This window comes from Ornithinimicrobium cryptoxanthini (genome assembly GCF_023923205.1).
Taxonomy (GTDB): domain Bacteria; phylum Actinomycetota; class Actinomycetes; order Actinomycetales; family Dermatophilaceae; genus Ornithinicoccus; species Ornithinicoccus cryptoxanthini.
Map to the genome: position 1 here is coordinate 642876 of NZ_CP099490.1, position 20987 is coordinate 663862.

The window sequence follows — 20987 nt, forward strand, 5'->3', positions numbered from 1 at the left end:
GGCGTTGTCAGGCGCGCAGCCGGTCCAGCTCGGCCGCCACGTTCTCGCGGGCCCGCGACTCCCACTGCCGTTGGGCGAGGTCCGTGCGATAGAGCACCGGCCGGGTCAGGAAGTCCGCCAGGATCGCGGTGCGGCCCTGGCGAAAGAGGGTGGGCGGCACGTGGGCATACTCCTGCCGCACCTGCTCGGCATACTCCCGGTAGCGGTCGGTCGGGGACGACAGGATCCACAGGTCGGCGTCGTGGAAGACCGCTGCCGTATGCCGCCAGCTGGCCAGGTGGGCGGGCCCACCGTCGATGTCGTGGTTGATGGTCATGGTGACGAGCGACTCGACGACGTCCACGCTGCCGCGGGTGACCCCGAGGGCGTTGAGGTGGTCCCGGGCCATGGTCGCGCTGCGGTGCTCGTTGCTGCCCGGCGCGGCCTGCGGGTCGTAGGCGACGTCGTGATACCACCCCGCCACACGGGCCAGCCGGGTGCTGACCGCGTCGCACGCCCGCGCCGCGGCCAGCTCGTCGATCGCGGTCAGGACCTCCGTCAGGTGCTGGACGCTGTGATAGCGGCGGTGCGGCTGCGACCACTGCGCCAGCAGGAAGTCGACCTCGGCCACCTTCAGGTGCTGGGGTGCCTCCGGCGCTAGGAACTCCAGGTCTGCGAGCCACGAGCGGCGCAGACTCTCCAGGTGGGCGGCGGGTGCCGGTGAGTTGGTCGTCACCTAGCCAGTCTGCCTGCTGCGGGAGGAGGCGGTGCGACGGCCAGTGCTGCGGGCAGGGGCTGGTCGTGCACGACCGTCAGCCCCGAGACAGCGCGGGTGAGGACGACATAGAGCCTGCGCAGCCCGGTCCGCTCGTCGGGTTCGGCCCCTGCGATCGCCGCCGGCTCGACAACGACCACCTGGTCGAACTCCAGGCCCTTGGCCAGCGTGGCCGGGATGAGCTGGACCCGCGGCTCGGCCCCGAGCCCGGCGCTCGCCAGCGCCTCGGCGAGGGCATCGAGGTCGGCATCGGCGACGATCACGCCCACGGTGCCGGGCGCGCCGGCCAGGGCGGAGCCGACCGCCGCCGAGGCGACGGTCAGCAGCTGGCCCTTGGCCGGGAGCAGCTCCAGCCGGCCCCGGTTGGACCGGACCGACTCGGGCAGCCCCAGATCGGGAGCGATCTGGGGCAGCAGCCGAGCGGCATACTCCAGCACCGCAGCGGGGACTCGGAACCCGCGGGTGAGCTCCTCCACGTGCGCGTCGGCCTTGCCGAGGTGCTCGAGCGACTCGCGCCAGGAGCGGGTGGCCCACGAGGTGGTGCCCTGGGCGAGGTCTCCGAGCACTGTCAGCGAGCCGGTCGACGCCCTTCGCCCGACGGCCCGCAGCTGCATGGGCGACAGGTCCTGTGCCTCGTCCAGGATGATGTGGCCCAGGCTGGCGGTGCGCTCCAGCAGGTCCGCGATCTCGTCGAGCAGGACCGTGTCGGCAGCGGTCCAGCGAGCTGCTCCTTTGCTGCGCGGCGCCTTGTCCCACAGCAGGGTCCGCTGTTCCTCAGCGGTCAGGATGCCGTCAGCGGCCTCCGCGAGGAGCGTTGCGTCGGACCACAGGCCGAAGAGCACGGCGGCCGGGTCCAGGGCGGGCCACAGAGCCTTGGAATAGCCCTTGACCGGCGTGCTGCGGGCCACCGCGTCCTGCACCCGGTCGTCAGGGGTGTCCCCGGTGCGCTCCATCCGCACGAGCACCGCGTGCGCGAGCCTGCGCGGGAGCATCTCTTTGGCCGCGCTATAGCGGACCCCTCGGGAGGTGAGCTCGTCGAGGATCTCCTGCACGTCATACTCCGGCACGCGCCAGCGGCGTGACCCGCGCGGGACCACCAGCGCCTCGGTCGCCCTGCGCACGCTGGACCAGACCGCACGGTGCAGGACCTGGGCCAGCCGGGCGTCGCCCTTGAGTCCCGCGCTCGCCACGGGCTCGGTGGCTCGGGGTGCACCGGTCAGCTCCTCGACCGTCGTGTGCCCGACCTCGATCTCGCCGAGCGCCGGCAGGACGGCGCTGACGTGATCGAGGAAGGCCCGGTTGGGTCCGATGACCAGCACGCCGGTGCGGGCGAGCCGGTCGCGGAAGGCATAGAGCAGCCACGCGGCGCGGTGCAGACCCACCGCCGTCTTGCCGGTGCCGGGCGCTCCCTGGACGCAGATCGTGGCGGTCACGTCGGCGCGCACGATCGCGTCCTGCTCCGGCTGGATGGTGGCGACGATGTCGCGCATCGGCCCCGAGCGTGGGCGCTCGATCTCCTGGGCCAGGATCTGGCTGTGTCCGTGGTCGGCCACGTCCTGGGCCCGCGGTGAGACGAGGTGCTCGTCCTCGTATGCCGTGAGCTGGCCGCCGTCGACCCCGAAGCGGCGACGCAGGGTCACGCCCATCGGCTCCTGTGGCGAGGCGCGATAGAACGGCGTGGAGACGTCGGCGCGCCAGTCCACGACGACCGGCTCGCCGTCGGCGTCGGAGATGTGGCGCCGACCGATGTAGTGGCGCTCACCCTTGTGTTCGGGCAGGTCAGCGGTGTCGATGCGGCCGAAGAAGAGGGCGCTGCCAGGGTCGTTGACCAGCGACTGGGCGCGGCGCCAGAGGGTGCCCGCGAGCTGCTCGCCGGCGATCTTGTCGCCGGCCTGGGCCTGGAGGCCGAGCGTGTGCTCGCGCATCCGGGCCATCTCGGCGCGCGCGGTGAGCAGGCGCTGCTGCTCGCGGGCGAGCTCGGGGTCGGTGGTGGACTGGGGTGAGGTGGGAGGCTGGGGTGAGGTGCGAGGCTGGGGTGAGGCGGCGGTCACCGCCGTGGGATCTGGAGGGTGGGCGTGCTTGGACACAGGTGGGCCACCTCGGGTCGGGAGGGGACGGGGGGAAGAGCGACCCTAGCCGATCCGAGGCCGCTAGCACCATGGGCAGACGGTGTCTTCGCCCCACGCGGGGAGCAACCTGGGGCCGCTCCGGCGGAACTCAGCCGTCCGCGCGCGCGTCCAGCGTGACCGTCACCGTGGCCTCCTGACCGTCGCGCAGATAGGTCAGCTCGACCTGGTCACCAGTCGTGCGCTGCCGCACCTGGGCGACCAGAGCCAGGGAGTCGTTGACACGCTCGCCGTCGATCTGGGTGATGACGTCACCCTCCTGCAGGCCGGCGCGGTCCGCGGGGGAGTCGGGCTCGACCTGGCTGACGCCCGCGGCATACAGCGTGGCGCCATCGACCTCGGCACTGGCGTCCGCCACCCCGATCCCGAGGAAGGCGTGCTCCGCGGTGCCGTCCTCGATGAGCTGCCCGACGATCGAGGAGACCTCGCCGACCGGGATGGCAAAGCCGATGCCGATGCTGCCGGGCTGACCGCCCATCCCGCCGGAGAGGCTGGCGATCGAGGAGTTGATCCCGACCAGGGTCCCGGCCGAGTCGACCAGTGCGCCACCGGAGTTGCCGGGGTTGATCGCCGCGCTCGTCTGGATGGCGTTGGTGACGACCGGTGCGGCCTGCTGGCCACCGGGCTGGGCCCCGCCGCCGGCGGCCTGCGTGGTGACCGGGCGGTCCAGCGCACTGACGATGCCGGTCGTGACGGTGCCGCTGAGGCCGAGCGGGTTGCCGATCGCCATGACCGGGTCCCCCACGGTGAGAGCCTCGTCGTCACCCACGGTGATGGGGTGCAGGTCGCTGGGCGGGTCACTCAGGGTCAGCACCGCCAGGTCGGTGGCGGGGTCGGACCCGGCGACCTCGGCGTCATACGACCGGCCGTCGGCCAGCGTGACCTGCACCTGCTCGCCGCCCTCCACGACGTGGGCGTTGGTGACGATGTGACCATCGGTGTCCCAGACCACGCCGGAACCCGCCCCGCTCCCGGCGCGGGACTGCACACCGATGGAGACCACGCTGGGCGACACGTTCGCGGCGACGGCAGCCCAGTCGGAGGACGGAGAGTATGCCGCGGGGCTGGCGCTGGTGCTCGAAGCGTCTGCGGTCGTGGCGGAGAGCACGACGGGCTGCTCGTCCTGGCCGGCCTGCACCACGGCATACGTGCCGCCGGAGGCGAGGATGGCCGACAGGAGGCCGACCGCGGACAACTGGGCGATGGTGGGGTTGGTCTTGGGAGACATGCTCCTAGCGTGCGCCATCGACCTCGGAGGAGCCTGGGGCCGAACTGGGGGTTTCCTGAGAGCTCCCGTGCGTCCCCAGGTTGCGAGTGGTGTCGATTCGGGGGCAGGTCGTCCGTCATGGGGGTGAGGTCGCGACCGCGGCCCGGAGCCGAGAGGATCGAGTCATGAGCGAATACGTGGTGTTGATCGTGGGGGACGCCGACCGGTGGTGGTCCACGATGAGTCTCCAGGAGCGCGAGGACGGCTATGCCGAGTACACCCGCTTCGGCGAGGAACTCGCACAGAGGGGACACAGGGTCACCGGCGGAGCCGAACTGCACTCCACGGCCGTTGCGCGCAGAGTCCTGCCGGGCGGGCAGACCGTCGCGGACGGACCGTTTGCGGAGTCTGCCGAGCAGGTCGGCGGCTTCTATCTGGTCGAGACCGACGACCTGGATGATCTGACCGAGTGCGCCAAGATCATCGCGGCACTGGGGGACACCGTCGAGATCCGGCGAACCGTGTCCTCCGAGGACCGGGCCGGGTCCATGGAGGAGGTGTCGTGAAGTTCGTGGTCTTCCTCATGTCCGAGGGCGAGATGCCGCCCTGGGACGAACAGACCGAGGAGCAGCAGAGCGTCGCGATGCAGCGGCACGACGACTTCGGGGCTGCGTGCCAAGCGGCTGCAGGAGTGACCATCCTGGCTGGCGAGGCCCTCGACGGGATGCCCACCACGGTCCGCACACGGGGCGGCGAGCGGAGCGTGACCGACGGCCCGTACGCCGAGGTGGTCGAGCAGCTGGGCGGCTTCTATCTCATTGAGGCACCCGGCCTCGCAACGCTGTTGGAGTTGACCACGCTCCTCCCGGCCTACGACCTCCAGATCAGTCCGGTCGGCGAGGAGGAGGCGTCATGAAGTTCGTGGTCCTGCTGATGGCAGACGGTGACGAGAAGGCCTGGGACCAGCAGACGCCCGAGGAGCAGGCCGCCGTGATGCAGCGGTTCGGGGCCTTTGACGAGGCGTGTGCGGCGCGAGAGGGCGTGAGCATCCTGGCCGGTGAGGCGCTTCAGGACGGGGACGCCGCGGCAACTGTGCGCACTCGCGACGGGCAACTCTCCGTCACCGACGGCCCGTTCGCGGAGGCGGTCGAGCAGCTGGGTGGGTTCTATCTTATTGAGGTGCCCGACCGGAACGTCCTGGTCGAGCTGCTCACCGAGCTCCCGGCCTATGACATGCAGATCAGTCCCGTCGTCGAGGGCATGTGAGATGAAGCGCTATCTGATCCTGATCGCCTATGAGCCGGGGGGCTGGGACAGAGCGAGCGAGGAGGCGCGGGCCACGTTCTTCGAGCAACACGCTGCCTTCTCGGCGTTCGTCGCCGAGCACGGGAGGGAGTCGGCCAGTGCGGCCCTGGACGACACAGACACGGCCACCACGGTCCGGCACGTCGATGGCAAAGTCGTGGTCACGGACGGTCCCTTCGCCGAGACGGCAGAGATGATCGGCGGCTACTACGAGGTCGAGCTGCCCGATCTGGACTCCGCCATCGCGGCGGCCGCACTGCTGCCGCCGTCCTACACCCTCGAGATCCGCCCGGTCATCGACGTCACGTGAGGGCCAGGCAATGAGCGACGACGCGCTCTCCCGGGTCGTGCGCGAGGAGTGGGGAAGGTTGGTGGCCCTGCTCCTCGCGCGCTACCGCCGGCTAGACCTTGTCGAGGAGGGTCTCGGTGACGCGGTCGAGGCCGCGGCACGCACCTGGCCAACTCACGGCGTGCCCGACAATCCCGCGGGCTGGCTGAACACCGCCGCCAGCCGCCGGGTGCTGGATCGGCTGCGGGCCGAGGCGATGCGACAGCGGAAGGTCCCGCTCCTGGTGACCGAGGCTGAGCGCGGACAGGAGAGGGCGGGACCGATGGCCGACACGGGCGACCTGGTCGAGGACGACTTGCTGCGGCTGGTGCTCATGTGCACCCACCCGGCGCTGGCCTCCGAGGCGGCCAGCGCCCTGTCTCTCAGGCTTGTCCTGGGCGTCAGCACCTATGACGTGGCACGCCTCTTCCTCGTCCCTGAGCCGACCATGGCGGCCCGGATCACCCGGGCAAAGAAGAAGATCGTGGCGGCCGGCATCCCGTTCTCCATGCCCACCTCCGCCGCCCTCCCGGACCGGTTGGACTCGGTCGCGCAGACCGCCTACCTCGCCTTCACCGCCGGCTATGCGCCTGGCAGCGGTGCTGACCTGTTGCGTGCCGATCTGGCGGGCGAGGGTGTCCGGTTGGTGCGGGTGGTGCTAGCGCAGCGGCCCACCGCGCCGGTGCTGGTCGCGCTCCTGGCGCTGATGCTGCTGCAGCACTCCCGTCGAGACGCCAGGGTCGGGGCCGAGGGAGAGCTCGTGCTGCTCGCGGACCAGGACCGTTCCCGGTGGCACCCAGAGGAGATCAGCGAGGCGCTCGGGTTGCTCCGATCTCTGGGTCACATCAGGGAGATGTCGGCGCCAGCACTCGCCTACCTGCTGCAGGCCAGGATCGCCGCGGAACACGCGACTGCGGCCACTGCTGACGACACCCGCTGGGACCGGATCGTCGGGCACTACGACACCCTGCTCCAGGTCATGCCCTCGCCGGCGGCGCAGGTGGCGCGCGCCGTGGCGGTGGCCGAGGACACGGGTCCCCAGGCCGGGCTGAGTGCTCTCGAGGGCGTGCAGATGCCCGGCAGCCACCGACCGGCGAGCGTCCGGGCTGAACTCCTGGTCAGGTCGGGTCGGGTCGCGGAGGCAGAGGCGGCCTATGTGGACGCAATCAGCCAGTGCCGCAACGAGACCGAGCTCGCGCACCTGCGTGGCCGTCTGGCCGCTCTCGCGCCCGGCCTGCGCCCCGCCGAGCCCACAGCTCGGGGAGCTCTCGCCGCGTCCGGTGACGGGGGACAGTGACCCGGCCCCGGCGCACTCAGTGGACGCGTGCGGGAGTGGCCACGGCGGCACGACGGGGCAGCTCCACCCGGAACGTCGCGCCGCCACCAGAGGTCTCCCGGTGCCGGACGCTGCCGCCGTGCCGGGCCACGATCGAGGCCACGATCGACAGGCCGAGACCCGTGCCTCCGCCCTTGCCGGGGCTGCGCGTTCTCGAGGGGTCGGCCCGATAGAACCGCTCGAAGACCCGGGATGCGGCCTCGGGAGGGATGCCCGGGCCGTGGTCCTGCACCTCGATGACCGCACGGTCCTCGGTCTGGCCGATGAGCACGTCCACGGAAGCATCGTCCGGTGTGTGGGCGACCGCGTTGGCGACGAGATTGGTCAGCACCTGACGCAGCGCAAAGTCGTCGCCCGGCACGACGACCGGGCCGTTCAACGGGCCGTAGCGGCTGAGCGAGATGGTCCGCTCCGGCGCACGCACACGGGCGTCCTGCACCACGTCGTTGGCGACAACGGTCAGGTCGACGTCGTCGACCGGGCGGTGCAGGGTGGTGTCCAGCCGGGTCAGCAGCAGCAGGTCCTCGACGAGCCGTGCCATGCGGGAGGACTCGTCCTCGATGCGTCGCATGGCGCCCGCGACGTCCTCTGGTCTGGTCACGCCGCCGACGCGATAGAGCTCGGCATAGCCCTTGACCGTGGCCAGTGGCGTCCGCAGTTCGTGGGAGGCGTCTGCGACGAACTGGCGCATCCGCGCCTCGGAGGCCTCGCGCACGGCAAAGGACTGCTCGATCTGGGCGAGCATCGCGTTCAGCGAGTCGGACAGCGAGGCCACCTCGTCGTTGGCCCTGCGTTCGGGGATGCGGCGGGCGAGGTCGCCGGCGGCGATGGCCGCCGCCGTGTCCTCGATGCGGGTGAGTGGCCGGAAGGCGCGGCGGACGGCGAACCAGCTGATCAGGGCCACTGCCAGGAGTGTGGACAGGCCGACAATGGTGGTCAGTGCGAGCAGCTTCTGGACCGTGTTGGAGACCGGTGACAGTGGCAGGGCGACAGCCACCGTCCCTTCTCCCTGCTGGCTGGAGTAGCCGGCCAGCAGGACCCGCCACTGGGTGTCGCCGTCCTGGGAGTCGACCGTGAAGGGTTCCTCACCGATCCGAGGGTCGTCGATCGGGACCTCACCGATGTCGGGGACCTGCTCGTTGCCGAAGGCGCGGTTGGCGTAGGCCACGCCAGAGGGACTGGTGATCCGCAGGTAGTAGGGGTTCGGCACGACGACGTCAGTGGGCTGTTGGCCACCCAGCCGGGAGTAGGCCTGTTTGGCCAGCGGCGTGATGTAGGCCTTGAGGTCGGCGTCGGTCCGATCAGTCAGGTAGTCCCGCAGCAGGGTGGCGGTCAGAGCGGTCGTGATGACGTATGCCGTGAGCACCAGCATGACCACGACAGTCACCAGCCGTGCCGTCAGGGACAGGTTGTGCAGCCGCGTGACGGCGGATCGGCGGGAGGTCCCGAGCCAGCCCACGACGGTCAGGAGCCCTCGGGGCCGCGCGGCTCACGAAGGACGTAGCCGACGCCACGCTTGGTGTGGATCAGCGGCTCGCCCTCGGTGTCGATCTTGCGCCGCAGGTAGGAGATGTAGGACTCGACGATCCCCATCTCACCGCGGAAGTCGTAGTCCCAGACGTGGTCCAGGATCTGGGCCTTGGACAGCACGCGGTTGGCGTTGAGCATCAGATAACGCAGAAGCTTGAACTCGGTGGGGGAGACCTCGATGACCCGGCCCGCTCTGACCACCTCGTGGCGGTCCTCGTCGAGCTCGAGGTCGGCGACCCGCAGCGTGGTCTCGACGTCCTCGGGCTCGGCGTTCTGGGTGCGCCGCAGCACGGCGCGGATCCGGGCGACGACCTCCTCCAGACTGAACGGTTTGGTGACGTAGTCGTCACCGCCGACGGTCAGGCCCTTGACCTTGTCATCGAGGCTGTCCCGGGCCGTGAGGAAGAGCACCGGCAGGTCGCGGCCGTGGTCGCGCAGCTTGCGGGTCACCGTGAACCCGTCCATGTCCGGCAGCATGACGTCCATCACCGCCAGGTCGATGTCGTGCTCCTCGGCCAGGCGCAGGGCGGTGTTGCCGTCTGCGGCGGCATGCACGTCAAAGCCCGCGAAACGCAGACTCGTGGTCAGCAGCTCGCGGATGTTCGTCTCATCCTCGACGACAAGAAGGGTGGCCTCAGGGCCACGGGTTGCGTCAGTCCCACTCATAGGCCCAGTGTGGGGCCGATCTCTGGGAGTTGCCTGGGAGAGCACTGAGTTGGTCGACCTTGGCCGCCAGGCCCGCCCGGGGCGGTCAGCTCGTGACCACATCCAGTGCGCCGAGGTCGTCGGAGTCCACGATCCTGTAGGCGTAGCCCTGCTCGGCCAGGAAACGCTGCCGGTGCGCGGCGAACTCGGCGTCCACCGTGTCGCGCGCCACGATCGTGTAGAAGTGCGCGGTCCGACCGTCACCCTTGGGACGCAGCACCCGGCCGAGACGCTGGGCCTCCTCCTGGCGCGAGCCGAAGGTCCCGGAGACCTGGATCGCGACCGAGGCCTCGGGCAGGTCGATGGAGAAGTTGGCCACCTTGCTCACCACGAGCAGCTTGATCTCACCGGTGCGGAAGGCGGCAAACAGCTTCTGCCGCTCGGCGACCGTGGTCTCGCCGGTGATCAGCGGCGCGTCGAGCCGCTCAGAGAGGGTGTGGAGCTGGTCGAGATACTGACCGATGACCAGGGTCTGCTGGCCCCGGTGCCGCTCGACCAGCTGGTCCACGACCTTCTCCTTGGCCGGCGCGCACGACGCAAAACGGTAGCGCTCCTCCGGCTCCGCCACGGCATACGCCATCCGCATCGCGTCAGAGAGGGTGACCCGGACCTCGACGCAGTCAGCCGGGGCGATGTAACCCTGAGCCTCGATGTCCTTCCATGGCGCGTCGTAACGCTTGGGGCCGATGAGGGTGAACACCTCGGACTCGCGGCCGTCCTCGCGCACGAGGGTCGCGGTCAGCCCGAGCCGGCGCCGGGCCTGCAGGTCGGCGGTCATCCGGAAGATCGGGGCCGGCAGGAGGTGCACCTCGTCATAGACGATCAGCCCCCAGTCGCGGGCGTCCAGCAGGTCGAGGTGCCGGTAGACGCCGCCGCGCTTGGTGGTCAGCACCTGGTAGGTAGCGATCGTCACCGGGCGGATCTCCTTGCGGGAGCCGCTGTACTCACCGATCTCGTCCTCGGTCAGGCTCGTGCGGGCCAGCAGCTCGTCTCGCCACTGACGGGCGGAGACGGTGTTGGTCACCAGGATCAGGGTCGTGGTGCCCGAGCGAGCCATGGCACCCGCGCCGACGAGGGTCTTGCCGGCGCCGCACGGGAGCACCACCACGCCCGAACCACCGTCCCAGAAGCCATCGACGGCCTGCTGCTGATAGGGCCGCAGGGACCAGTCGTCCAGGGCCAGGTCGATCGGGTGCTTCTCGCCGTCGACGTAGCCCGCGAGGTCCTCGGCGGGCCAGCCGACCTTGATCAGCTCCTGCTTGAGGTGGCCGCGCTCGGAGGAGTGCACGACGACGCTGTCGGCGTCGAGGCGCTCGCCGGTCAGCGGCTTGATCTTCTTGTGGCGCAGGACCTCCTCGAGCACGGCGCGATCGGTGCTGTGGAGCACGAGTCGGGCCGGTTCGGTGGAGGTGTCGCGGTCGAGGGTGAGCCGGCCGTAGCGGCCCATCGTGTCGGCGATGTCCAGCAGCAGAGCGTTGGGCACGGGATAGCGGCTGTGCCGGATCAGCGCGTCCACGACCTGCTCGGCATCATGGCCCGCGGCACGGGCGTTCCACAGGCCGAGCGGCGTGATCCGGTAGGTGTGCACATGCTCCGGGGCGCGCTCGAGCTCGGCGAACGGCGCGATCTCGCGCCGTGCCTCCTGGGAATCGGGGTGGTCGACCTCGAGGAGCAGGGTCTTGTCGGACTGGACGATCAGTGGGCCATTCATCGTGGGGTCAACGGTATGCCGACGGGCTGGCATTCCCCACTTCGGCCAGGGTGCGTGACGCGGCGAAGGGGTTTGGCGGAAGGGGCGCGGTGACGAGGCGCATCGGCAAGGCCTTCGTCGGCGGTCGCGTGCCTGAGAGGATGGGCACATGACGACCAGGACGTTGCCGATGACCGAGCCGGCCCCCGGCTTCCCGGACCGGGTCACGATCTATGAGGTCGGCCCACGGGACGGTCTGCAGAACGAGAAGTCGGTCGTCCCGGTCGAGGTCAAGGCTGAGTTCATCCGTCGACTCGTGTTGGCCGGCCTGCAGACGGTCGAGCTCACGTCGTTCGTGCCGGCCACGTGGGTGCCGCAGCTGGGTGATGCTGAGGAGCTGATGGACCTGCTGGGTCCTCTCGCCGTCGGTCTGCAACGGCCTGTGCTGGTGCCCAACGAGCGCGGCCTGGACCGAGCGCTGGACAAGGGTGTCAAGGCGGTCGCCGTGTTCGGCAGCGCCACCGAGACGTTCGCCCGCAAGAACCTCAACCGCTCCGTGGCGGAGTCCCTGGACATGTTTGCTCCGGTCGTGCGCCGGGCGCTGGACTCAGGGGCCTGGGTCCGGGGCTATGTCTCGATGTGCTTCGGCGACCCGTGGGAGGGACCGGTGCCCGTCCGTCAGGTGGTGGACGTGTGCTCGCGGCTGATGGACATGGGGTGCGACCAGCTGTCCATCGGAGACACGATCGGGGTCGGCACGGCCGGTCATGTCGCACGCTTGCTTGACGCGCTCGACGCGGCAGGGATCGGTGTAGACCAGATCGGCGTGCACTTCCACGACACCTATGGTCAGGCTCTCGCGAACACCCTGACGGCGCTGTCCCACGGGGTCACGGTCGTCGACGCCAGCACCGGCGGCCTCGGCGGGTGTCCCTATGCGAAGTCGGCGACGGGCAACCTCGCGACGGAGGACCTGGTCTGGTCGCTGGACGGCCTGGGCATTGAGCACGGAGCGGACCTGGACGCACTAGTGGCGACGAGCGTCTGGATGGCCGGTCAGCTGGGACGCCCCTCGCCCTCGCGAGTGGTCAAGGCGCTCGCCGGGGGCTGAGAGCCCTCGCAACCTCGCGCGCGGGAATGCGACGACGGACAGCCGCGGGAATGCGACGACGGACAGCAGGGTCCCCACGTCAGGACGGCGCAGCCGATCGGGCTGTGAGGGACGCAACCTTGAGGGTGTGCGGGTGACGGGGCGCCCGGCCTCAGGAGGCCGGGCTGAGTTGTCGATGGTCAGCCGGGTGGGTGACCCACTGGTCGCCGTAGGGGTCGGTCCAGATGACGACACCGTCGGCCCGAAGCTCGGGCTCCCACCGGGTGTTGTGCTTGAGCCGGTGGTGGTGCTTGCACAGGCAGAGCAGGTTGGCCACGGCGGTCGGTCCGGCCGGCCAGGGGATCAGATGGTCCAGCTCGCAGCGCTCGGCACGGCGGGAGCAGTTGGGGAAGCGGCAGGTCCCGTCCCGCAGTCGCACGAAGGTCGTGATGGCTTGCGGCGGGCGATAGCTCGTGGCTCGCGTCTCGATGGTCGTGCCGGTCTCCGGGTTGATCAGCATCCGGGTGATCGAGACACCTAGGTCGCCGGCCATCGACAGCGCCAGTGCTGCGGGGATCACGCCGATCCCGGGAAGCTCGATCCCCTCGGCAGCGGGGTCCTGGGGCGAGAGCTTGGTCCAGATCGCGTCCCACTCCGCGCCCCGCGGCCGGGCGGAAGTCCCGTCGCACGCTGGGCTCCCGCACGCTGGGCCCCCGCACGCTGGGCTCTCGCATGCTGGGCTCCCGGCTGCTGGACAGTCGGGCGCAGGGCCGCCAAAGGCCTCCGGCGCCGTGCCCGCTGTGGAGTCCGCGCCGGGACACGTGCTCGCAGGGTCCGCTGCCGTGGCATTGACCGGGATCGCGAGCGCCAGGCTGGCGTGGATCGTGGCGTTGCCCAGGATCAGGTCTGCCAACGCGTCGGCCCGGCACTGGTCGAGGGAGAGGGTCGGGTCCTCATGGAGATACTTGTGCGCCAGCGCGTCGATCGCGGCCCACGCCTGAGCTGACTCGGCGACCGGCAGCTGCGCAAACCACTGCGTCATACCCGGCAGGTGGCTCGCCCGCGTGGACACGAAGCGCTCCAGCTTCGCGCGGGCCGCGCGCTCGCGCACCGAGTCCGGGTCGATCTGCGCCAACGCCTTGCGCACCCGGTTGCGGGCCTTGCCCGGCGTGTCCCCGCACACCCTCGGGTGGATCATGCCCTCCACGACTGCACACGTGTCATGGTCCGCCTCGCGCAGCTCATCGGCGATCGCGTGCGCCCGAAAGAGGTCCAGGTCCCCGGCGGCCAGGGCCGCCAGCGTGACCGGGAGGTCAGCAGCGAGCTTCGCGGCGGTGAACACACGGGTCGCGGCCGGGCCGTGCGACATCCCCAACATCGGCGCCAAGGTGTCCGAGGCGAACTCATCCACAAACCCGAGGCCCTTGTCCACCGGGAAGTGTCCGGTGTCTCCGTCCTCGATCGTGCGGGCCGCGAACTGTGCGATCCGCACCGTCTGAGCCGCGGTGAGTGCGCCGATGGCCTCCTGCAGGCCGCGCACCTGCCCCACCAGGTCGCCGTCCTCGAGCCAGCCCCCGCCGTCACGAGCGATCTCGAAGACCTCACCAGCAGACCTGGTCAGCTCCTCGATCGTCCGCGTCGTGCGCGCTTCCTCATCCATGCGAACAAGTGTATGACTCACCACCGACAGTGCCCGCGCGCTGCACGAGAAGACTCACGACAGACAGTGCCCACGCTGCGCGAGAGGCCGCGCCGTCAGGACTCGAGGTCCAGCGGTTCCTCCGGCGAAGAGTTGACGTCGAGGTCGTCAACGGCCGAACTGTCCGCGGCCTCGTCGACCCACGCCTGCGTGTCGTCATCCGTCCCGATCACGATCGAACCCGAGTCGTCGGCGTCCACGTCGTCGAAGCCAGGGATCGAGGTCGTCAGGTCGACCGCCGGGGTGTCTCCGTCGGTGCCCCCGCCGTCCGAGGTCGACTTGGTGTCGCCCACGTTCTCCTGCTTGTTGTTGGAGTTGAACAATCCGCCTGCGATGCTCACGGGTCGCCTCTCAGTCCAGGTCTGGCGTCACCAGCTCGTGCCGGCGCTGTCGCCTTGACCGTACCCGCCTGCGGCGGCACCGGCCAGCGTTCCAGCCGGGCAAGCAGTCCGGACCGGACGGCCGGCCACTCGTCCACCAGGATCGAGTGCACGGCCGAGTCACGCCAGGTGCCGTCGGCGCGCCTGATGTCCCGGCGCGTGATCCCCTCAAAGGTCGCGCCCAGACGCTGGATCGCTGCACGCGAGCGAGTGTTGATGACATCGGTCTGGATCTTGACCCGCCCGAAGCCACAGTCGTCGAAGGCGTGGGTGAGCAACAGCAGCTTGGCCTCCGGGTTGACGGCCGTGCCCCACCACGTCGAGCCATAGACCGTCCACCCCAGGTGCGCGTGCTCGCGGACCAGGTCGATGTCGCCCAGCGAGGTCGTGCCCACGACCGTGCCGGCGGCACCGAGGCTGCCGTCCGACGCCAGACGGATCGTGTATGCCGTGCGTCCGGTCCCGTCCTCGGCCCGGGCAGCGACTGCCGTCTCCAGGAGACGCTCGGTCTCGGCAGGGGTCACGTGCGGTCGACCCATGGCATAACCCTGCGCATAGACGCCAGGATCGCTGAAGACGGCGAACAGATCGTGGGCATCCGCCAGCTGGACGGGGTCGAGCCGGATGGTGCGTCCGCTCAGCGGCGCTCCGCTGGGCGGCACACAGGGCATGCACGGATCCTACGGTCCCGCCCGATGGCAGACTCAGCGCTCACGTCCCGATGCACGACTGCGGGTGCCACGACATACGGTTGGCTCAGTCACCGACCCAAAGGAGCACGCCTGATGAAGTCCGGAGTCCGCCGCGAGTTCATGGACCCACAGGTTCGTCCGCAGGACGACCTGTTTGAGCATGTCAACGGCGGCTGGTTGGCCACGACCGAGATCCCGCAGGACAAGGGGCGCTACGGAGCCTTCGACATGCTGCGCGAGGCGGCCGAGGCCGATGTGCATGCGCTGATCGAGGAGAGCGCCGCAGCCGGGGCCGACGCCGAGCCCGGCAGCGCCGAGCGCCAGATCGGTGACCTCTATGCCTCGTTCATGGACACCGAGCGCATCGCAGAGCAGGGCACCGGCCCGCTCGTCGACGACCTGCGGGCGATCGCGGCGGTGACTGACCCCTCCACGCTGGTGCGGGAGTCCGCGCGGCTGCAGCGCGGCGGCGTGGACCCGTTGGTGCACCTGTTCGTCACCGCCGACGCCGGCAACCCAGAGGAATACATCGCCTACCTGCACCAGGGCGGGCTCGGGCTGCCGGACGAGGCCTACTACTCGGACGAGGAGCACGCGGAGGCACGCACCGCCTACGTGACCTACCTCGAGAAGCTGCTCGCACTCGCGGCACCGGCGCTGGAGGCAGCCGGGCTGGACCTGGGCCCGGACGCGGCGCAGCGTGCCTTCGACCTGGAGACCCGCATCGCGGCGGCGCACTGGGACCGCGTCGCTGCCCGGGACGCGGTGAAGTCCTACACCAAGTGGTCGTGGGCCGAGCTGACCGAGGCCACGCCCGGTTGGGACTGGATGGCGTGGACCGAGGGGCTCGGGCTGCCCGAAGGCGCGCTGCAGCATGTCATCGCTCGCCAGCCCGACGTGTTCGCTGCGATGGCAGAGGCACTGCGGGAGGTGCCGGTGGCTGACTGGAAGGCGTGGCTCACGCTGCGCCTGCTGGACAGCTGCGCGCCCTATCTGACCGACGACTTCGTCGAGGCCTCGTTCGACTTCCACGGCCGGACCCTGACCGGCACCCCGGAGCTTCGGGAGCGCTGGAAGCGTGGTGTCGGCCTGGTCGAGGGGCTGATCGGTGAGGAGGTCGGCCAGCTGTATGTCGCCAGGCACTACCCGCCAGAGGCGGGGGAGCGGATGGCCGAGCTGGTCGACAACCTGCTCGCCGCCTTCCGCGCCCGCATCTCCGCGCTGGAGTGGATGGGCGAGGACACCAAGGCCAAGGCCCTGGAGAAGCTGGCTGCGTTCCGGCCCAAGATCGGCCACCCGACGACGTGGCGCGACTACTCGTCATACGTTGTCGATGCGGGTGACCTGCTCGGCAATGTGCGTCGAGGCAACGCGGCGGAGATGGACTACCAGGTCGGCAAGATCGGTGGGCCGATCGACCGCGAGGAGTGGCAGATGACGCCGCAGACGGTCAACGCCTACTACCACCCGATGCTCAACGAGATCGTCTTCCCGGCCGCCATCCTGCAGCCACCGTTCTTTGACGTCGAGGCCGACGACGCCGTCAACTATGGCGGGATCGGCGCGGTGATCGCCCACGAGGTCGGGCACGGGTTCGACGACCAGGGCTCGCGCTTCGCGGGTGACGGCAGTCTGACCGACTGGTGGACCGAGGATGACCGCGCCGCGTTCGACGAGCGGGCGCAGCGACTCATCGCGCAGTTCGATGCGCTGGAGCCTCGAGATGCCCCGGGGTCGAAGGTGAACGGCGGGCTGACGGTCGGCGAGAACATCGGCGACCTGTGCGGGCTGGCCGTGTCGCTGGTCGCCTATCGCCTGGCGACCGGCGGTGAGGCTCCCGAGCTCGACGGCTGGACCGGCGAGCAGCGCTTCTTCATCGGCTTCGGGCAGGTGTGGCAGGGCAAGGCCCGGCCGGAGGAGGCCAAGCGTCTGCTGTCGATCGACCCGCACGCGCCGCAGGACCTCAGGGCCAACCTGGTGCGCAACATCGACGCGTTCCACGAAGCGTTCGACGTCCAGGAGGGCGACGGGATGTGGCTGGCCCCGCAGGACCGCGTCCGGATCTTCTGAGGACGTCGTGAACGGTTCGACCGCGCTGGCCGCCGTCCTGGTCGATGAGCTGGTCCGGTGCGGGGTCCGCGAGGTCGTGCTCGCCCCAGGCTCCCGCTCGGCACCGCTGGCGTATGCCGTGCAGGCTGCGGAACGCGCCGGCCGACTGCGCCTGCACGTCCGGGTGGACGAGCGGTCCGCGGGGTTCCTGGCGCTGGGTCTGGCCAAGATCAGTCGGCGGCCTGCGGTCGTGATCACGACGTCTGGGACGGCCGTGGCCAACCTGCACCCGGCTGTGCTCGAGGCGCACCACGCGTCGGTGCCGCTGATTGTGCTCAGCGCCGACCGGCCCGACGAGCTGCGGGGCACCGGCGCCAACCAGACGACCGTGCAGCCGGGGATCTTTGCCGGCGCGGTCCGTTGGGAGCACGACCTCACCCATTCTTGGGGTGGTTCTGAATGCGCAGGACCCATTCTTGGGGTGGTTCGGGCCGCGCACCCCGCATGGCGGACCACGGTCGATCGTGCCTGGGCTGCCGCGACCGGCGTCCTGGGCCAGGAACCGGGTCCGGTCCATCTCAACGTCGCCTTCCGGGACCCTCTCGCTCCGCAGCTGCCGGTGCCCAGCGACCTGCCTGAGGACCTGGTGGGGCGCCTCAACGGTGCGTCCTGGACGGTGCTGCCCACGCCACCGTCCGGCCCGAACGACCTGGCAGCTTCGCCCGGGCAGGATGCTGCCGCCTCGTCAGGAGCTGACGGTGCCCACCGGGTCGCAGGTCCCGCCACCCTGATGGTGCTCGGCGACCTGCCCGACCCCGTCCTGGCAGAGCAGGCACTGGCGGTCGCCGTCGCGCAGGCCTGGCCCGTGGTGGCCGAGCCGTTCGGTGCGGGCGACCGGAGCACGGTGCTGCCGCACGGGTCGCTGGTGCTGACCGCGAGCGACTGGCTCGACGCCCACGCCCCGGAGCGGGTGCTCGTCGTCGGTCGCTGCACCCTCAACCGGGAGACCGGTGCCCTACTGCGCCGCCCCGGGATCCGGGTCGAGGCGGTCACCCCGAACGGGACCTGGCCGGACCCCTCACACAGCGTTGAGCAGGTCCACGGATGGTCAGCCCTCGACGCGGACACGGACGGTCTCGTCGGGCAGGACCCTGCGTGGGCGCAGGCCTGGCGGGATGCCGCGCACAGGATGGACGCGGCGGTGGCTGCCGTCCTCTCGGACTCCTGGCCGTCCGGCCCCGCGGTGGCACAGGCACTGCTCGGGGCGCTGACCGAGGACGACCTCCTCGTGCTCGGCTCGTCCAACGCCGCCCGCGACATCGACCGGGCTGGCGTGGCGGGGCGCTCCCTGATGGTCACCGGCAGCCGCGGCCTCGCAGGCATCGACGGCACCAACGCCACCGCCGTGGGGATCGCCCTCGCGTCCCCCGGGCGCCCCGTCACGGCCCTGGTCGGTGACCTGACCTTCCTGCACGACATCAACGGGCTGCTGATCGGGCCGGACGAACCGCGTCCGGACCTGACGATCGTGGTCGTCAACGACGATGGCGGAGGCATCTTCAGCACGCTGGAGTATGGCGAGCCGGACCGGGCCGACGACTTCGAGCGGGTCTTCGGCACCCCCACCGGGGCTGACCTGCGGGCGCTTGCGTCGGCATACTCAGTGGGTTTCGAGCGGATCGAGACCCCTGGCGACCTGCACGAGGCCCTCGCGACCCGCCCCTCCGGGATCCGGGTGCTCGAGGTGGTGGTGCCCCGCGCTGAGCACCGCGACCTGCGCGAGACGCTCACCCGCACCGTCGCTGAGTCCCTGGCCGAGCTCGACTGATCAGCCCGTGCTCCGCCCTCCAGCAGTGCGTCAGTCCGCGGCGGCCACCCCGGAGATCCGGTGGAGCAGGAAGGAGCGCGGGGTGTCCTGGTCGGCCACCGTCCCGCGCACCCGACCCTGCTCGACGGCGGTGGGTCGCAGCAGCAGTCGCTGGATGCCGCCGACCTCATCGGCATAGCCGATCCAGACCGGCAGGCGCTCGGCCGCCGCCTCGCGCAGCAGCGACGAGGTGACGACAGGGTCGGTCGGTGCGGGGAGACCGTTGCCCCCGGCCGGGCGGCTGGACTCGCCACTGACCATCGTCGCCACGATGCGGGCGGCGGTCTCGGCGTCAACGGTCCTCACCCGGGTCGGTGCGACCGGTCTCCGCGTGGCGCGGTGGTCCTGCAGCGAGACCATCGTCAGCCCGCCGTCCTCGCCCTCGGGGACCGGGCCGTACTGCCTCTCCCGGAGCACGTCGAGCACGGTGCCTGCCGGGACCGGGCTCACCAGGACCGTCGGGGCGATCCGACGCAGCTGCAGCATGCCGAGGGTCCGGTCGGCCAGCACGCGGTCCAGGAGCGCGGGGTCATCCGAGCGCACATAGGACCCGACCGACCCGACGCGGGCGACGCCGTGGCGTCGGGCGACGTCGCGGACCAGGTAGTCCAGCGGCTGGGGCACCCCGGTCCGGCTCACCGCAGACACCTCGCTGAGCACCCGGTCCGCGGACCAACCCAGGTCGAGGGCACGCCTGATGCCGCTCTCGGTGATGCGGTGCACCGTGGCACCACCACGAGACTCGACCTGCCCGAGCAGGCGCATGACGGACCGTGCGGGCCCGTCGAGGCGGCCGGGGGCGACCGCTGTGAGGTCTGCCTGGACGAGGACGTGCTCGACCGCCTCGGGGATGTGCGAGTCCATCCGCTGGCCGGCAGCGACGACGTCGCCGGTGAGTATGCCGTGCGCTGCGGTGGCGAGGGCACCTCGCCCGGTGAGGCCGGCCCAGTCTGCCTCGCGCAGCACGACGTCGATGCCGGGGTCGATGGAGCGGCTCATCCGGATCGGGTGGCGCCACCGCAGCAGGTCGACCAGGAAGTCGGTCGTGGGAGACGAACCCGCGGGCAGGGTGGCGAGTGCGGCCAGGACATCATGGCGACGCTGCCGCCCGAACGGCCAGGAGGTCTGGGTGCTGAGGGCGTTGACCTTGCCCGTGCCATCAGGGGTGCCGACGACAGAGGGGCCGGCGGCCATGCCGTGCCAGGCGGTCGCCAGGGCGGCCCACCGCTCTCCGGCGGTCAGCTCGGCCCAGTCGTCGGACTCACCGGTCGGCATCCAGGACGGGTCGGCGGACTCGTCGGCGGCGATCAACCCCGCGGCATGCAGCACCTCGACGAGCCAGGCGGCCTCGGCGGTGGTCGCCTCCAGGAGCGTGGCAGCCCGCGCCAGGTCACGCACCGCGAGACCGCCGGTCCGCAGCACGCGGGGAGGTCGGGTGCCCCACTCGTCGAGCAGCTCGGCGGCCTGCTCGAGCAGCTGGGCCGCGCGCCCACCGGCCGTGGCGTCGACGAGGTCGGCATCGAGCGTGGGGTCGGTCCAGGCCGGCGGCGCCAGCTCGGCCTGCCGGTGCACCCGGCCGCCACGCAGACGCAGGGCGACCTGGCGGGGGAGCAGGACATGGCTCTCGTCGGTGCGCCGCAGCAGCCGTTGACCCAGCAGGTGCTCGCCCGCCTCGCGCATCGCGGCGTCCCCGCTGCCGCCTGAAGGGAGCACGCCGACCGGGGGTCCCCACGTCAGGGCGTCCAGGATGGCTCGCTGCCGGCGGTCCAGGCCGTCCAGGGCCTCGGTCAGCTCCTGGCCCGTGGGGGCGTCCTCGGTCTCCGGACCGAGCCCGGCGGGAGCACCCACCACCTCCTGCACGGTGCGGGCCGCGCGGAAGCCTTCCGGGCTGCGCCAGCACAGCGCGAGGGCGCAGAGACGCTCGACCAGCTCGGCGACCAGAGGGGAGCGCTTCGGCTCCCCGAGCGCCGTGGCGATCTCGCCCACCGGTGCCGCACCCAGGACGCAGATGACCTCGAGGGTCTGCAGGTGGGCCAGGTCGAGCCCGTCGAGAGCGCGCTGCACGCTGGCGCGGGTCGTCGCCCGCGCAGCGAGCGTCGTCAGGTCCGCCGGGGTCGGGCGAGCCAGGTCCGGACGCTCCACGAGCAGGGCGACGAGATCCTCCTGGGAGCGTCCGCGCAGGTCGTCAGCGAGACTCCGGGCACGGATGGGCACCTGACTACGTTAACC

Annotated in this window: 18 protein-coding genes; 8 read left to right on the forward strand and 10 right to left on the reverse strand. The window is 70.9% G+C overall.

Features of this window, described 5'->3' with window-relative positions:
- Window positions 1-7: 7 nt before the first annotated feature.
- From NF557_RS03010 to NF557_RS03020, 3 genes are all read right to left on the reverse strand, one after another.
- Complete coding sequence (locus tag NF557_RS03010) at window positions 8-715, reverse strand: HD domain-containing protein (RefSeq protein ID WP_252621615.1); 708 nt, start codon at window positions 713-715, stop codon at window positions 8-10.
- Window positions 712-2841, reverse strand: a complete 2130-nt coding sequence (locus NF557_RS03015) for a HelD family protein (RefSeq protein ID WP_342454501.1) — start codon at window positions 2839-2841, stop codon at window positions 712-714. Before NF557_RS03015 ends, NF557_RS03010 begins: the two co-directional genes overlap by 4 nt.
- Before the next feature lie 130 nt (window positions 2842-2971).
- The gene (locus tag NF557_RS03020) at window positions 2972-4108 is read right to left on the reverse strand and encodes a S1C family serine protease (protein WP_252621616.1); all 1137 of its coding nucleotides are present in this window, start codon (window positions 4106-4108) and stop codon (window positions 2972-2974) included.
- Window positions 4109-4272: 164 nt separating this feature from the next.
- On the opposite strand from NF557_RS03020, the gene NF557_RS03025 reads away from it, so the two are divergent.
- The 5 genes from NF557_RS03025 to NF557_RS03045 are packed head-to-tail and all read left to right on the forward strand — an operon-like array spanning window position 4273 to window position 7017.
- Window positions 4273-4653 carry a YciI family protein gene (locus tag NF557_RS03025; protein WP_252621617.1) on the forward strand — a complete coding sequence of 127 codons (381 nt, stop codon included), beginning with the start codon at window positions 4273-4275 and terminating at the stop codon, window positions 4651-4653.
- Window positions 4650-5003, forward strand: a complete 354-nt coding sequence (locus tag NF557_RS03030) for a YciI family protein (RefSeq protein ID WP_252621618.1) — start codon at window positions 4650-4652, stop codon at window positions 5001-5003. The genes NF557_RS03025 and NF557_RS03030 overlap by 4 nt, the downstream gene beginning before the upstream one ends.
- On the forward strand, window positions 5000-5353 hold the full coding sequence (locus NF557_RS03035) for a YciI family protein (RefSeq protein WP_252621619.1): 354 nt from the start codon (window positions 5000-5002) through the stop codon (window positions 5351-5353). The genes NF557_RS03030 and NF557_RS03035 overlap by 4 nt, the downstream gene beginning before the upstream one ends.
- A 1-nt stretch (window position 5354) precedes the next feature.
- Window positions 5355-5702, forward strand: coding sequence for a YciI family protein (locus tag NF557_RS03040; protein WP_252621620.1), 348 nt, complete (start codon window positions 5355-5357; stop codon window positions 5700-5702).
- Between the two features lie 10 nt (window positions 5703-5712).
- Entirely contained in the window at window positions 5713-7017 is a 1305-nt protein-coding gene (locus NF557_RS03045) for an RNA polymerase sigma factor (protein WP_252621621.1), read from the forward strand.
- Window positions 7018-7033: 16 nt separating this feature from the next.
- Here the strand turns inward: NF557_RS03045 and NF557_RS03050 are convergent, their stop codons facing one another.
- The 3 genes from NF557_RS03050 to NF557_RS03060 form a co-directional block, all read right to left on the reverse strand.
- Window positions 7034-8515, reverse strand: a complete 1482-nt coding sequence (locus NF557_RS03050; RefSeq protein WP_252621622.1) for a sensor histidine kinase — start codon at window positions 8513-8515, stop codon at window positions 7034-7036.
- A gap of 5 nt (window positions 8516-8520) precedes the next feature.
- Window positions 8521-9252, reverse strand: coding sequence for a response regulator transcription factor (locus tag NF557_RS03055; RefSeq protein WP_252621623.1), 732 nt, complete (start codon window positions 9250-9252; stop codon window positions 8521-8523).
- An 85-nt stretch (window positions 9253-9337) separates the two neighbouring features.
- Window positions 9338-11002: a DNA repair helicase XPB gene (locus tag NF557_RS03060; protein ID WP_252621624.1), complete on the reverse strand. Its 1665-nt coding sequence runs from the start codon at window positions 11000-11002 to the stop codon at window positions 9338-9340.
- A gap of 148 nt (window positions 11003-11150) precedes the next feature.
- Here NF557_RS03060 and NF557_RS03065 point away from each other — a divergent pair, with 148 nt between their 5' ends.
- Window positions 11151-12092: a hydroxymethylglutaryl-CoA lyase gene (locus NF557_RS03065; RefSeq protein ID WP_252621625.1), complete on the forward strand. Its 942-nt coding sequence runs from the start codon at window positions 11151-11153 to the stop codon at window positions 12090-12092.
- Between the two features lie 151 nt (window positions 12093-12243).
- Here NF557_RS03065 and NF557_RS03070 read toward each other — a convergent pair whose 3' ends face one another.
- The 3 genes from NF557_RS03070 to NF557_RS03080 all read right to left on the reverse strand — a co-directional run bounded on the left by NF557_RS03070 (window position 12244) and on the right by NF557_RS03080 (window position 14821).
- Window positions 12244-13731 carry a DUF222 domain-containing protein gene (locus NF557_RS03070; protein ID WP_252621626.1) on the reverse strand — a complete coding sequence of 496 codons (1488 nt, stop codon included), beginning with the start codon at window positions 13729-13731 and terminating at the stop codon, window positions 12244-12246.
- A gap of 95 nt (window positions 13732-13826) precedes the next feature.
- The gene (locus tag NF557_RS03075) at window positions 13827-14111 is read right to left on the reverse strand and encodes a hypothetical protein (protein WP_252621627.1); all 285 of its coding nucleotides are present in this window, start codon (window positions 14109-14111) and stop codon (window positions 13827-13829) included.
- The gene (locus tag NF557_RS03080) at window positions 14108-14821 is read right to left on the reverse strand and encodes a GNAT family N-acetyltransferase (RefSeq protein WP_252621628.1); all 714 of its coding nucleotides are present in this window, start codon (window positions 14819-14821) and stop codon (window positions 14108-14110) included. Before NF557_RS03080 ends, NF557_RS03075 begins: the two co-directional genes overlap by 4 nt.
- A 114-nt stretch (window positions 14822-14935) precedes the next feature.
- On the opposite strand from NF557_RS03080, the gene NF557_RS03085 reads away from it, so the two are divergent.
- Together NF557_RS03085 and menD are read left to right on the forward strand one after the other, a co-directional pair.
- Window positions 14936-16912 carry a M13 family metallopeptidase gene (locus NF557_RS03085; protein WP_252621629.1) on the forward strand — a complete coding sequence of 659 codons (1977 nt, stop codon included), beginning with the start codon at window positions 14936-14938 and terminating at the stop codon, window positions 16910-16912.
- Window positions 16913-16919: 7 nt separating this feature from the next.
- Window positions 16920-18719: a 2-succinyl-5-enolpyruvyl-6-hydroxy-3-cyclohexene-1-carboxylic-acid synthase gene (menD, locus tag NF557_RS03090; protein WP_252621630.1), complete on the forward strand. Its 1800-nt coding sequence runs from the start codon at window positions 16920-16922 to the stop codon at window positions 18717-18719.
- Window positions 18720-18749: 30 nt separating this feature from the next.
- On the opposite strand, the gene NF557_RS03095 is transcribed toward menD, so the two are convergent.
- Complete coding sequence (locus NF557_RS03095; protein ID WP_252621631.1) at window positions 18750-20972, reverse strand: helicase-associated domain-containing protein; 2223 nt, start codon at window positions 20970-20972, stop codon at window positions 18750-18752.
- Between the last annotated feature and the right edge of the window lie 15 nt (window positions 20973-20987).